The sequence below is a fragment of the Acinetobacter chinensis genome, assembly GCF_002165375.2.
GTDB classification, from domain to species: Bacteria; Pseudomonadota; Gammaproteobacteria; order Pseudomonadales; family Moraxellaceae; genus Acinetobacter; species Acinetobacter chinensis.
The window spans coordinates 2,060,530-2,074,254 of record NZ_CP032134.1 but is presented as its reverse complement, the minus strand read 5'-3'; the positions used below and the strand labels follow the sequence as shown (position 1 = coordinate 2,074,254).

Annotated in this window: 9 protein-coding genes; 6 read left to right on the top strand and 3 right to left on the bottom strand. The window is 43.3% G+C overall.

What is annotated here, in order from left to right:
• Positions 1–307 precede the first annotated feature (307 nt).
• A complete protein-coding gene (locus CDG60_RS10860; protein ID WP_227542867.1) occupies positions 308–1,411 on the top strand; it encodes an OmpW/AlkL family protein in 1,104 nt (367 codons plus the stop codon).
• A gap of 120 nt (positions 1,412–1,531) precedes the next feature.
• On the opposite strand, the gene CDG60_RS10855 is transcribed toward CDG60_RS10860, so the two are convergent.
• Positions 1,532–3,058 carry an acetyl-CoA C-acetyltransferase gene (locus CDG60_RS10855; RefSeq protein ID WP_087512386.1) on the bottom strand — a complete coding sequence of 509 codons (1,527 nt, stop codon included), beginning with the start codon at positions 3,056–3,058 and terminating at the stop codon, positions 1,532–1,534.
• Positions 3,059–3,299: 241 nt separating this feature from the next.
• Between CDG60_RS10855 and CDG60_RS10850 the strand changes: the two genes are divergently transcribed.
• From CDG60_RS10850 to CDG60_RS10830, 5 genes are all read left to right on the top strand, one after another.
• Positions 3,300–4,691, top strand: coding sequence for a 3-oxoacyl-ACP reductase (locus CDG60_RS10850; protein ID WP_087512385.1), 1,392 nt, complete (start codon positions 3,300–3,302; stop codon positions 4,689–4,691).
• Between the two features lie 136 nt (positions 4,692–4,827).
• Complete coding sequence (locus tag CDG60_RS10845; protein WP_087512384.1) at positions 4,828–5,682, top strand: MaoC family dehydratase; 855 nt, start codon at positions 4,828–4,830, stop codon at positions 5,680–5,682.
• Positions 5,683–5,750: 68 nt separating this feature from the next.
• On the top strand, positions 5,751–7,016 hold the full coding sequence (locus CDG60_RS10840) for a serine hydrolase domain-containing protein (protein WP_087512416.1): 1,266 nt from the start codon (positions 5,751–5,753) through the stop codon (positions 7,014–7,016).
• A gap of 189 nt (positions 7,017–7,205) precedes the next feature.
• Positions 7,206–9,272, top strand: coding sequence for a DNA polymerase III subunit gamma/tau (gene dnaX / locus CDG60_RS10835; protein WP_087512383.1), 2,067 nt, complete (start codon positions 7,206–7,208; stop codon positions 9,270–9,272).
• Between the two features lie 310 nt (positions 9,273–9,582).
• On the top strand, positions 9,583–11,811 hold the full coding sequence (locus CDG60_RS10830) for a phosphocholine-specific phospholipase C (protein WP_087512382.1): 2,229 nt from the start codon (positions 9,583–9,585) through the stop codon (positions 11,809–11,811).
• 59 nt (positions 11,812–11,870) lie between these two features.
• On the opposite strand, the gene CDG60_RS10825 is transcribed toward CDG60_RS10830, so the two are convergent.
• Entirely contained in the window at positions 11,871–12,308 is a 438-nt protein-coding gene (locus tag CDG60_RS10825; protein ID WP_087512381.1) for an acyl-CoA thioesterase, read from the bottom strand.
• A gap of 170 nt (positions 12,309–12,478) precedes the next feature.
• On the bottom strand, positions 12,479–13,639 hold the full coding sequence (locus tag CDG60_RS10820) for an iron-containing alcohol dehydrogenase (RefSeq protein WP_087512380.1): 1,161 nt from the start codon (positions 13,637–13,639) through the stop codon (positions 12,479–12,481).
• Positions 13,640–13,725 lie beyond the last annotated feature (86 nt).

Sequence of the window (13,725 nt, the reverse complement as noted above, 5' to 3'; positions counted from 1 at the left end):
TCAATTCTCAATTCTCAATTCTCAATTCTCAATTCTTAATTTGTGATATATGTCACTATTTTCCAATTGGTTACATATATTCATTTTGTCTTAATCATTTAAAATTAATAAACAGTCTATTAAAAATAAATTGCTGTTTAAGAAAATCTTAAAAATATTTATCTATTATATTTTGATCATTTTTTATCGAATGTTTGGAAAGTTTAGACTACAGTTCATCCATTTTTTATTTATTATTCTTATTTTTTTTGTACTTTTTATATGCGAATTGTCATGTAAGACATCGTCATTTTTAGGGAAAAATAAAATGAATAAAAGTAAAGTGTTCAAAATCGGGGCAATGGCAGCATCATTGTTGGTATTTACAAATGTTGGTTATGCCGGTGAGTTTAAACGATTCTCTGTATCTGCTGGTTGGTTGCACGTCATGCCACAGGGAAAGGCAAATCCTTTTAATATTAATACTGCTGTAGAAAATGGCACAGCATCTAAAGTTGGATCAATTAGTGTGGGTTCTTTTATCAACGCAGTGGATCCTGACTACACGATGAATGAGTTTAATGTAAAAGAGCAACTTAAAGAGTTGGAAGAGTTGGATGCTTTTAGACTGATTGGAATTGCTGATGCTGATGGAAATATTTTGGAGGGTGAGTCGGGAACTGCAGTAATTAATGGTCTCGAATCATGGCAATCCAGGGGGACAGGGCTTGAGGCGGATGATGTTGATACACTTGGGCTGATGTTTAACTATTATCTGAACGAAAATGTGTCTTTGCAGTTGATTGGAGGTATTCCGCCGAAAGTCGATATTAAAGGAAAAGGTGAAATATTTGCACCTTTATCCGGGAAAGCTACACCTACTGGTACGGCAGGTCTTTTATTTCCTGACGGTTTAGATCTTAAGCAGGATATTCCAATTACAAACCTGGGCAGTAGATCAAAAGCGGCAACTGCAAGGGCGTGGACACCTGCACTGGAAGCCCAGTATCAGTTTGGGAAACCTGGCATTGATAAATTAAGACCTTATGTTGGGGTGGGGTTAATGTACGCTTATTTTAATGATATTGAGCTGAATAAAGGTATTGAGTCAGACTTGGTTGCTGCAGGTCATATGATCCAGAATGTACTCGATGGAAAAGCAGGTGCAGCACTCGATGGTGAGCTTTCATCTGGGGATATGAAAGTCAAAGTAAAGGCGAGTGATGCAATTGCTCCGATTGTTACAGCGGGTTTTACCTATGATCTTACACCTGAATGGTTTACAACAGCTTCAGTTTCGTATGCAAAGCTGAATAATAAGGCTACGATTAATGTAATCAATAAAACTACAGGTCAGCAGTTAATTCACTCTACGACAAAAATTGATATAGACCCATTGATTACTTATGTCGGGGTGGGATACAGGTTCTAACTGAAATTGGTAATGATTGTTTTTGATATATAAAGCAATATTTTCAATCTTCATATTAAAACAGCCCTCATAGGTATAAACCAGTGACGGCTGTTTTTGTTTAATGCTTATTGGTAGAGATTATTTCTCTACAATCGCTGTTACACCCTGACCACCTGCGGCACAGATGGAAATCAGAATACGACCTGAACCTTTTTCATTTAACAGTTTTGCAGCAGTCGCAATAATACGGCCGCCAGTTGCAGCAAATGGGTGACCAGCTGCTAAAGATGAACCTTTAACATTCAGTTTTGAACGGTCAATTGAACCTAAAGGAGCTTCCAGTCCCAGACGTTCTTTACAGAATTTTGGATCTTCCCATGCTTTAAGTGTAGAAAGAACCTGAGATGCAAATGCTTCATGAATTTCATAATAATCGAAGTCCTGAAGTGTAATGCCAGCACGGTCAAGCATGCGTGGAACTGCATATGCAGGAGCCATCAACAGACCTTCTTTTTTGCCAACAAAGTCTACAGCTGCAGTTTCAGAGAACGTTAAGTATGCCAGTACTTCGTGACCATTGGCTTTCGCCCATTCTTCAGACGCCAGCAGTACACATGAAGCACCATCAGTTAACGGCGTAGAGTTACCCGCAGTCATGGTACGTGCATCGCCTTTACCAAATGCAGGTTTAAGTTTTGCCAGTTTTTCCACGCTTGAGTCAGCACGTAAGTTGTTGTCACGCTCAAGACCCAGGAAAGGTGTGATCAGGTCATCAAAGAAACCTTCTTCATACGCTTTTGCCATTTTCTGATGAGAAGCAGCTGCCAGTTCATCCTGTGCTTCACGAGGAATTCCCCATTCAAGCGTAGTGATTGCCTGGTGATCACCCATGGAAAGACCTGTACGTGGCTCACCATTTTTTGGAGCATCCATCAGATCTTTAACATTGATTTTAGCCAGTGCTTTTAAGCGGTCTTTACCTGTTTTTGCAATATTCAGCTCAAGCAGCGCTTTACGCAGACCATCACCAAATGCAATCGGAGCATCAGAAGTTGTATCTACACCACCTGCCACACCGACTTCAATCTGACCCAGTGCAATTTTGTTTGCAACAAGGAAAGCTGCCTGTAAGCCGGTACCACACGCCTGTTGAATATCGTAAGCAGGTGTTTCAGGAGCAAGTTCAGTATTTAACACACACTCACGGGTCATGTTAAAGTCACGGCTGTGCTTTAAAACTGCACCAGCGACAACTTCGCCCAGACGCTGACCTTGTAAATTAAAACGTTCAACCAGACCGTTCAGTGCCGCTGTGAACATGTCAATGTTGGATGCAGTAAAATAAGCACCGTTTGAACGGGCAAATGGAATTCGGTTACCGCCAATAATGGCAACGCGGCGAACTGTGTTCTGACTCATGGTTTTATCCTGTTGAACTTTAGTTTTAATGGTAGATCTGGGTTTTGTAGTAGTTGTTGCAGCTGCAGTTTTGCTTCTGCCAGCGGTGGCACGTGTGGTACTGCGGGCCGGTTTTGTTGCAGCTGTTGTTGACTTCACTGCTGTGCCCGTACTTTTTCTTGAGCGGGTAGTGCTCTTTGATGTATTTGACACAGTTTCAACAGTAGAATTCTCGACTGCCGGATTTTCTTGAGTTGTTTTGCTCATAAGGCTTTTCCAAGCATGTATAAGGTATTACAGAAGCTTACATTAACATATCTGCAAAAAGCCTGGATTGACTGTAATGACAATGCAGAATGCTTTCAGGTCAAGACATCTGGAGTTTAACTCAAGTATTATTCCTATGAAACAGGTGAATGTACTGAAAAACAGGGCTCTGACATCATATTGAAGTTAAAGGGATATATTCAGGTTCACCATAAATTTATTTTAATGAGAGATAATAATCATGACTGACCAGTATCAGGCATTTGCAAAATCCCCGATTGGTAAATTTGTCATCAAAAACCTGGGATTGCCAGCGCCAACTTTTCTTGAGCGTTTTGAGTCAGCAACACCTGTTGTAAAAGGTGCGGTTATTCTGGGTGCAGCACCATCCAGCACATTGTCTGGTGCGATTGCACAGGTACTGGCAAATATTCATGCCAACAGCTATGCTGGACAGAATACTGAACTTCAGCAGGCAGCTGCTAAAGCTGGACTGAACCTGGGTGCATTTAATGAAGGCGATAAAGAGTCTGCATTTAAAGTTGCCATTTTTGATGCTTCAGGCATTCAGAGCTCAGAACAGCTGATCGAACTGTATAAATTTTTTAACCCGATTGCACGTCAGATCCAGGCTTCTGGTCGCGTTATTGTGGTGGGTATTACTCCTGAAACAGCAAAAACTTTAAAACAGGCTGTTGCTCAGCGCGCGCTTGAAGGTTTTGTAAAATCTGTAGGCAAAGAGTTCAAAAAAGGAATTGCAGCGCAACTGGTCTATGTGGATGATGGTGCTGCAGATAATATTGAATCGACTTTACGTTTCCTTGCTTCGCCACGTTCAGCGTATGTTTCAGGTCAGGTGATCCGTGTATCCAAAGCTGAAGTGCTGGATGTGGACTGGGCAAAACCTTTAGCGGGTAAAACAGCAGTGGTTACCGGTGCAAGCCGTGGTATCGGTGAAGCGATTGCACATGTACTGGCACGTGATGGTGCACATGTGATCTGTCTGGATGTTCCACAGCAGCAGGCTGATCTTGACCGTGTTGCCGCTGAAATCGGTGGTTCTACACTGGCTATTGATATTACAGCAGCAGATGCAGGACAGAAAATTAAAGAAGCTGCAGCAGCTCAGGGCGGTCTGGATGTCATTGTTCACAATGCTGGTATCACCCGTGACAAAATGCTTGCCAATATGAAGCCTGAACTGTGGGATCTGGTGATTAACATTAACCTGTCTGCAATTGAGCGCGTAAATGAATATCTGATGAATAATCAGGGCATCAATGCAAATGGTCGTATTGTCTGCGTATCTTCTATTTCAGGTATTGCAGGTAATCTTGGACAGACCAACTATGCGGCATCTAAAGCCGGTGTGATTGGTGTGGTGAAAATGACTGCTCCATTCCTGCAGCAGGGTGTAACAATCAATGCAGTAGCACCGGGTTTCATTGAAACTCAGATGACAGCAGCGATTCCATTTACCATCCGTGAAGCAGGTCGTCGTATGAACTCCATGAGTCAGGGCGGTTTACCTGTTGATGTTGCAGAAACAATCGCACTGTTTGCTGCGACAGGTTCTTCAGGTCTGAACGGTAACGTTGTACGTGTATGTGGTCAGAGTCTGCTGGGCGCATAAGTTTTAAACCCTGTTTATACTTAACTATGTAAAACAGGGCAGGATGAATGGTTTTAGCCTAAAGTTAAAACCATTCACCGATTGATCTTCGATGGAAGATTACATTTTATAAAATAAAATATTTTAAAGGTTCAGTATGAATACTCGCCATTTCAGTCAACTTCCAAAACCTTATCTTGCTTATCCTAAAGTTATTCAGGGTCTGATTTTTAAAAAGCCTAAAGGAGAGAAAGTTCTGCCGCAGGTTGAATATGTGGTGGATTCATTCAAAATTGATCCTGATCATTTAAAAGCATATAATGAAGTTTGTGGATTTAAAAACAACGGTTATATTCCAGCGATTTATCTTGCTGTTCTGTCTCAGAGCCTGCAGATGCACATGATGTCAGCAGAGGCATTTCCTTTTGCTGTACTGGGTCTGGTGCATATCCGTAATCAGGTTAAGCAGAACCGTAAAACAGGCGTCAATGAGCAACTGACGCTGTCCTGTAAATTTGGTGATCTTCAGCCTCACGATAAAGGCGTACAGTTTGATTTCATCACGACTGCAAAAGTGGGTGATGAAGTGGTTATGGAAGGTGTCACGACTTATCTTGCACGTCAGAAAACAGATGGGCAGGCTGCTGCTAAAGCAAAAGAAGACAAAACACCTGCTTATACATTAAAAGCGCAATGGACAGTGGCTGAAAATATCGGTCGTCGTTATGCAAAGACTTCAGGCGATTTCAACCTGATTCATATTCATGCAGTTACAGCAAAAGCATTCGGTTTTAAACAGGCAATTGCTCATGGTATGTGGAGCAAGGCACGTGCTTTAGCCAGCCTGAATCTGCCTGATGCTTATGAAGCAGATGTACATTTTAAACTGCCAATGTTCCTGCCCGGCGTGGTTGATTTTATGGTAGCTGAACAGGCAAAAGATACAGAGTTTCTGATCAGGAACTCTAAAAATCAGAAACCACATGTTGCAGGAAGCGTGAAGGCACTGTAAACATAAAGCCTGAATCATAAAATGATTCAGGCTTTTTTTTGCCCCAATATTTTATGGCTGATAAGAAAATGAATGGATTCAAACAATACCTGCTTGCAGAAAAAGACAGCTATCAGGGCTATGTAGATGAACGGTTTCAGGGACTGGCTGAGCAGTTCAGCCGTATGCAGGATGCCCGCAGTGATCAGGGTGGAGCTGCAGTAGCAGTTTATTTTCAGGGGCAGAAAGTTGTTGATATCTGTACCGGTAAAAAATCACAGACGGAAGACTGGCAGACAGATACTTTATCGGTCTGTTTTTCTACAGGTAAAGGTGTGCTCGCGACTCTGGCGCATATTATGGTCAGTGAGGGCATTCTGGACTATGACACACCCGTTGCAGCATACTGGCCTGAGTTTGCTCAGAATGGTAAATCTGGGATGACTTTGCGTCATCTGCTCAGTCACCAGAGCGGACTGTATGATATCCGTAATAATATTGGCAGTGCCGTGGAAATGTATGACTGGCAGCATATGCTGCAGGTTATGGAAAAGGCAACACCACGTTTCCAGGCAGGTGAAGATATCGCTTATCAGGCACTGACATTTGGCTGGCTGATTGGTGGCGTACTCGAAAAAGCGGCAAAGCAACCACTGACCTGGTTGATGCAGCGTTATCTGGTGGAACCCCTTCAGCTCGATGGTGCATATTTTGGTGTTCCATCAAATCAGCTGGAACGGGTGGCTCGCCCATTAAAGAAACCTAAGCCTGTTCAGCCGGAGAAAAAAACAGGAACGCAGCCTTATGCCAAAAAGAAGTACAAAGCATCATTTTCAGACAGACTGATTGAGCTGAGTGGACAGAATCCACAGGATTTTCTGGATGCCATGGTTCCTAAAAATATGCGTGAATTCAGCTTTTATGGTGATCAGGGGCTTCAGTCGGTGATTCCTGCTGCAAATGGTGCATTTACGGCCAGCAGTCTTGCCCGCATTTATGCCATGCTGGCAAATCGTGGGCAATGGAACGATCAGCAACTGATTAAACCTGAAACCTTCGAGGCATTGAGTAAAATCCAGAATATACGCCGTGATCGTGTGATGCCTGTGCCTATGAAATGGCGTATGGGTTATCACCGTGTACTGACTATGGGAAAACGCGTCAAACATGGTTTTGGTCATATTGGCTATAATGGTTCAGGTGCATGGTGTGATCCAGACCGCCAGCTCAGCTTTGCCTATACACATAATTTTTTGATTGGTTCCATTACAGGGGATTACCGTCTGTGGGGACTGACTCAGGAAACCTTACGTTGTGCAGATGCAGTTCTGAAAGGTCATAAAGGATGGTTCTGATTTATTCTGAATGATCAGACTGCGGAAGAGTGATTTTAAAGATTATGCACCTTTGAGCCACAAAATGGTACGACAGCTCTGACCTGTACAGTATTGGAGTCTATTTCATCGGCTGAAGCGGGTTTTTGTATTTTTAATTCACTCTATGCATAAAAAACAGTATCCTAAGACCTGACATCAGGAGCACTCATGTATCAGGTACTTGCACGGAAATATCGTCCTCGTAATTTTAATGAACTGGTTGGACAGAATCATGTCTCACGTGCTCTGACAAGTGCGCTGGATCGTGGTCGCCTGCATCATGCCTATTTGTTTACAGGGACTCGTGGCGTAGGTAAAACAACCATTGCACGTATTCTGGCAAAATGCCTGAACTGTGAAACAGGTATTACCTCCATACCATGTGAAGTCTGTGCAACCTGTAAATCAGTCAATGAAGGACGTTTTATTGATCTGATTGAGATTGATGCTGCGTCACGAACCAAAGTTGAAGATACCCGTGAGCTTCTGGACAATGTTCCTTATGCACCGACTCAGGGGCGGTTTAAGGTCTATCTGATTGATGAAGTGCACATGCTGTCCACGCACTCATTTAATGCGTTACTGAAAACGCTGGAAGAACCGCCTGAACACGTTAAATTTCTGTTTGCTACGACCGATCCACAAAAATTACCCATCACCGTTATTTCCCGCTGTCTTCAGTTTACTTTACGTCCTTTAGCAGTGGATGAAATTACAGAACATCTTTCCAGTATATTAAGCAAGGAAGAAATTGGGGTTGATCAGGATGCCGTCTGGCAGATTGCTGAATCTGCACAGGGGTCTTTACGTGATGCACTGTCCCTGACAGATCAGGCAATTGCTTATGGTCAGGGTGAAATACGTCATCAGGATGTTAAAGACATGCTGGGGCTGATTGACCGTACCATTATTTATGATCTGATTCTGTCCATTCATCAGAATCAGAGACAAAGGGTCAGTGAACTGTTGATGCAGTTCAGACAGCAGGCACTTGATGTTTCCATGGTGCTTGATCAGTTGATCTCGACACTGCATGAGCTGGCTTTGTTGCAGTATCTGCCTGAGTTAAGCCTGAAGTACAGTGCTGAAATCAACCGCAAAATTACACATTTATCACAGATGATTTCTGCTCAGGATCTGCAACTGTATTATCAGGTCGCTTGTAAGGGACGCGCTGATTTACAGCTGGCGGTCACTCAGGAGCAGGGCTTTGAGATGTGTGTCCTGCGGTTGCTTGCGTTCCGCCCACTGTCAGTTAATGAGCTTCCTGTGTCCCGGACAGTTTCAGCTGTCAGTGATAACGTGCCCGTTCAATCAGATTCTGCTCCACAGTCTGTGATCTCTCAGACTGTGGAAACACCACCTGCTGAATTGTCAGTAAAGGTTCAGGTTGCTCCAGATGAGCCAGTTCATGAAGCATCTTCTGAAAATGATCACAATGATGTTCAGCCTGAACAGCAACAGGTCGCAGATCAGGGTCAGCACATACAGCAGAGCAGTGCTGAACAGGAAAATGATCAGATTGTTTTTGATCCGAATCATGGAGAGGTTCTGTTTGGCGATGACCTGATCGCTGAATCAGTTGAAACTGCGACTGTAGCAGCTGCAGATATTTCAGATACCGATGCACTGAACCTGTTTGATCCTGTTGAATCTTCAACAGAGTCAGTGATGCCACAGGTTATGTACGAACCTGCACCACAACAGGCAGTTCAGCAGCAGGAACATCCGTCAGTAACAGCTGAGTCTGCAATACAGGCAACAGAAATTCCGATGGCTGTTCAGGAAGCAGTTATAGCTGAAACTGCTGATAAACTGATGCCACAGCAGATTCTGGAGATTCCTTCACAGGATATGTCTGGTGAATGGGATGCAAAAAAATGGGAGTACTGGTTCCGTAACAGTTCACTTTCACCTGCTGTTCAGGAACTGGCACAACATGGCGTAATGACAGGTCAGATTGATGGCAGTTGTGTATTTCATATTCCTCAGCAGTATGAAAAATTACTGCATCAGTTGCAGTATGCTTTAGAAGAAGCACTTAAACAGCAATGGTCGGCAACTGTATTCAGTGTTCAGTATGGAGAGGTGAATGAAATTACGCCTTTTACTATGCAGAATGAACGAAAGCAGAAAGCATTTAACCGTGCTGAAGAAATGCTGCATCAGGAGCCTGTAATCAAAGAGCTGATTCAGGCATTTGATGCCAGACTGGAAAATATCGAGCTGAAGTAACAGCAGCATCCGTGGCTGGAACTGTAATTCTAAAATAGACCTTCGGGTCTATTTTTCTTTTCATGGAGCTGAAATATGGCAGTCACCTCGCTGTAATAGTGGATGTTTACTGTATCTGGAACTACTTTTTAGGGTTTCAGCCATGTTTCAGCAGGGAAGAAAAATTTTATATATCTTTTCGGTTTTATTTTTCACTTTGCATTTAACCGCATGTAATGACTCGGATGAGAAAGAGGCAACAACGCCTGAAACATCTGAAAAACCTGTCAAACGCTGTGCACCATAAGTTAAATGATCTCTGGGGAATAAAATAATGGACCGTCGCGAATTTTTAAAAAACACATTAAAAACTGGTTTTGGTGCAGCTGCACTGGCTTCATTTCCTGCCAGTATTCAGAAAGCACTGGCAATTCCTGCAAACAATAAAACAGGCACAATACAGGATGTGGAGCACGTCATTATCCTGATGCAGGAAAACCGTTCATTTGATCATTACTTTGGTACATTAAAAGGTGTACGTGGTTTTGGTGACAGAATAACCATTCCAATGGAAAATGGATTGAAAGTCTGGCAACAGAAGCGCAGCAATGGTGCTGTTCTGACACCTTATCATCTGGATGGCGAAAATAATAATGCACAGCGTGCAAGTGGTACACCACATGCATGGAGAGACAGCCAGGATGCATGGGATCATGGGCGAATGGCAGACTGGCCAAAGCATAAAACCACAACATCCATGGGATATTTCAAGGAACAGGAAATTCCTTATCAGTTTGCCTTAGCCAATGCATTTACCATCTGCGATGCCTATCACTGCTCCATGCATACAGGGACGGATGCAAACCGTTCTTTTCATCTGACGGGAACCAATGGTGCAGTCCCAACCAGTACAGCCTTTGTGAACAATGAATGGGACTGGATTGATGGTAATCCATTGACAGTGAATGTCGGTTATACGTGGAAAACCTATGCTGAACGGCTTGAAGAAGCAGGTGTGAGCTGGATCTGCTATCAGAATATGCCTGATGAGTGGGGAGATAATATGCTGGGCGCATTCCGTACTTTTCGAAAGGCAAATATAGATTCAGGTTATCCGGTGTCCAGCGGTGGTGCGCCTGGCAGTCCATACAATGTCGCAGCACAACCTTTGCCTTATAAAGCCTATGATCATGCAACCGATAATGCTGAAAATCCGCTGTATAAAGGGGTTGCAAATACATTACCAGGTTTAAAACCAGAAGAATACCTGGATGCATTCCGTAGAGATGTAAAAGAAGGGAGACTGCCACAGGTTTCATGGGTCAGTGCTCCGTCCATTTACTGTGAGCATCCAGGACCATCCAGTCCGGTACAGGGTGCCTGGTTCATTCAGGAAATGCTTGATGCACTGACCGCAGTTCCTGAAGTCTGGAGTAAAACCGTATTTCTGATCAACTATGATGAAAATGATGGTTATTTTGATCATATACCATCGCCGTCTGCGCCATCCATTCAGGATGATGGCAGTTATGCAGGTAAATCAACACTCAGTGAAGCGGATATGCGCGCAGAATACTTTGTGCATGGTGCGCCTGACGGCAGTACAAGTCAGCCACGGCAGGACAAAGGTGTATATGGACCTGGTCCAAGAGTACCGTTATTTGCAATATCGCCGTGGAGTCGGGGTGGATGGGTGAACTCACAGGTCTTTGACCATACTTCAGTACTGATGTTCCTTGAAAAAAGATTTGGGGTGAAAGAAAGCAATATCAGCCCTTATCGACGGGCAGTCTGTGGTGATCTGACATCAGTATTCAATTTTAAAAATCCTAACGACGATATATTACCGTTTCTGAACGGAAAGCAGACCCGTACTCAGGCAGATGAACTGCGCAAGGCACAGGAAAAACTGTCAGCAGTTCCTTTACCTCAGAATCCGTTATTGCCGGTACAGGATAAAGGAATTAAGCAGTCCCGAGCATTACCGTATGAGCTGCATACCAGTGCCCGTTGTCAGAATGACGGTACGGTGAAACTTCTGTTTTCAAATACGGGCACGCAGGGTGCGGTATTTCATGTATATGACCGGTTGAATCTGAACAGGATTCCCCGTCGCTATGTGGTTGAGGCTGGGAAGATGCTGGAAGATATCTGGCAGCTCATGACGGACAATAAAGGCTTATATGATTTATGGGTGCTTGGACCTAACGGTTTCCATCGTCATTTTAAAGGTGACCTGAATAAGCTCAAAGCACTGGATGTCAATCCTGAAATCCGCGTGTGTTATGAAATTACACAGGGTGATGTTTATGTGGACCTGATGAATACAGGCTCCAAAGATATTGAATTTTTGATCAGTCCATTGGCTTACAGAGCAGACCTGACGTTAAATCTGATCGTAAAACCGGGTGCAACCCTGACGCATCACTGGTCGCTTGAAAGTTCCAGACACTGGTATGACTTTGAAGTAAGGATTAAACAGGATGCATCATATTTAAGACGTTTTTCAGGGCGGGTGGAAACAGGTCAGGATTCTGTGACAGACCCTGCCATGGTTTAATGGCTTGAATTGCTGTTTGAAATATGCAGAAGCCTGGTGATTTTGCCAGGCTTCTGATTTTATTCCTGAACAAGATAAGGTATCAAAGCATCCCGCATGGGTTGGGAAATGGTTGTGCTTTTTCGGGTCTGACGGTCAACAAATACATGCACAAAATGCCCTTGTGCCGCAGCGGTTTCTTCATTCTGTTTAAAGATGGCGAGATCATAGGTTAATGAGGAATTGCCCATACGTGATATGGCAACACCAACTTCAATAATTTCGGGATAGCTTAATTCTTTGAGAAAATCACAGGCTGAACTGACCACAAGTCCAATCTGTGGCGAATCACTGGCGCTGAAACCAGCCTGCTGGATCAGCAGCGCATTTGCAGCTGTATCAAAATAGCTGTAATAAGTGACATTGTTGACATGACCATACATATCATTATCTGCCCAACGGGTCTGTATGGGAAAGATAAACTTATATTCTGATCTCAGTTTTGCAGTTTGTTTCATATTATTTTCAATACAGATTTTTTACTTTTTTACCTGGAATCTGAAGTTTAAGCAAGACTGAAGGTTCATCAGTTTCTACAGGCGCAAAGGCATTATTCACGATTTCTTTTGGAAAACAGCTCATTTCATGAGGTTGCAATCAGTTAGTGAAAATGGTGGCATTCACGCTGTCAGGCATAAATTGCCTGATAAATTCTGTGGGCATCTTCCTGGGTCATGACTCTTGGATTGTTCTGTAACAGGCGGGTCTGGAGCATGGCATCTTCTGCCAGCTGATTCAGCATATTTTCAGGAACATTCAGTTCTTTGAGTTTCAGAGTTAAACCACTTTTATTTAAATGATTCTGCATATGTCCAATAAACAGATCGCAGAGTCCATCTGTACTTCCTTTACTGAAAGGGTCAAGCCAGCTCATGAGTTCGGCGTACAGTGTTTTAGCTTCAGGAGCATTGAATTTCAGTACTTCGGTCAGTACCAGGGCATTGGTATGTCCATGCGAAAGGTGAAAATGTCCACCCAATGGGTAGGCGAGTGCATGAACTGCACCAACGGGTGCATTGGCAAATGCCTGACCTGCCAGCATGGAGCCAGTCAGCATATTCTGACGGGCTTCAACATTCTGACCATCTTCCAGTACCAGGGCTAAGTTTTTATTCAGTAATTTAAGTGCCTGTTTTGCCAGCATATCGGCATAAAAATTTTTCCTGATTTTAGATGTATAGGCTTCAATCGCATGAACCATGGCATCAATACCGGTCGCTGCTGTAATCTGTGCAGGCAAGCCCAGGGTAAATTCGGCATCCAGGATCGTGGCATCTGCATACAGGACAGGGGAAACGATACCTGTTTTGGTTGTCTCACCTGTGGTAACGATGGAAATGGGTGTGACTTCAGAACCGGTTCCTGCTGTTGTCGGTACCAGTATTAATGCTAAACGAGGTTTTTTTGCATTATTGACACCATAAAGTTCAGTCAGGCTTTGTGATTGTTCAGGGTGGGCAAGGATCGCAATAATTTTAGCCACATCCATTGAGCTGCCACCGCCAAAACCCAGAACCATATCGACTTTTTCGTCTTTGGCAAACTGTACAGCATTTAGCACTATGTGCTCAGCAGGATCTGCCTGTACATCTGAGTAAATCGCATATTCCAGTTTTAAATGCTCCAGCTGTTCAAGTATCGGTAAATGTAAGCCATGCTGGATCATACCTGGGTCAGTGACCAGTAACAGTTTTCTGCAGTTGAACACTCGGAGTAAGTTTTTCAGTTCCTGAATGGAACCTGGTCCTGAAATAATGTTCGAAACTGTCTGAAACTGAAAATGGCTCATACACTTATCCTTAATTTTTATACCAATGAAACATTATTGTTGTGATGCGATATAGGATTCATCCTGTAAATAACTTAACATAAGAC

Coding starts and splice junctions, on each gene's coding strand:
- CDG60_RS10860 (WP_227542867.1), top strand. CDS start 308: ATGAATAAAAGTAAAGTGTTCAAAATCGGGGCAATGGCAGCATCATTG.
- CDG60_RS10855 (WP_087512386.1), bottom strand. CDS start 3,058: ATGAGCAAAACAACTCAAGAAAATCCGGCAGTCGAGAATTCTACTGTT.
- CDG60_RS10850 (WP_087512385.1), top strand. CDS start 3,300: ATGACTGACCAGTATCAGGCATTTGCAAAATCCCCGATTGGTAAATTT.
- CDG60_RS10845 (WP_087512384.1), top strand. CDS start 4,828: ATGAATACTCGCCATTTCAGTCAACTTCCAAAACCTTATCTTGCTTAT.
- CDG60_RS10840 (WP_087512416.1), top strand. CDS start 5,751: ATGAATGGATTCAAACAATACCTGCTTGCAGAAAAAGACAGCTATCAG.
- dnaX (WP_087512383.1), top strand. CDS start 7,206: ATGTATCAGGTACTTGCACGGAAATATCGTCCTCGTAATTTTAATGAA.
- CDG60_RS10825 (WP_087512381.1), bottom strand. CDS start 12,308: ATGAAACAAACTGCAAAACTGAGATCAGAATATAAGTTTATCTTTCCC.
- CDG60_RS10820 (WP_087512380.1), bottom strand. CDS start 13,639: ATGAGCCATTTTCAGTTTCAGACAGTTTCGAACATTATTTCAGGACCA.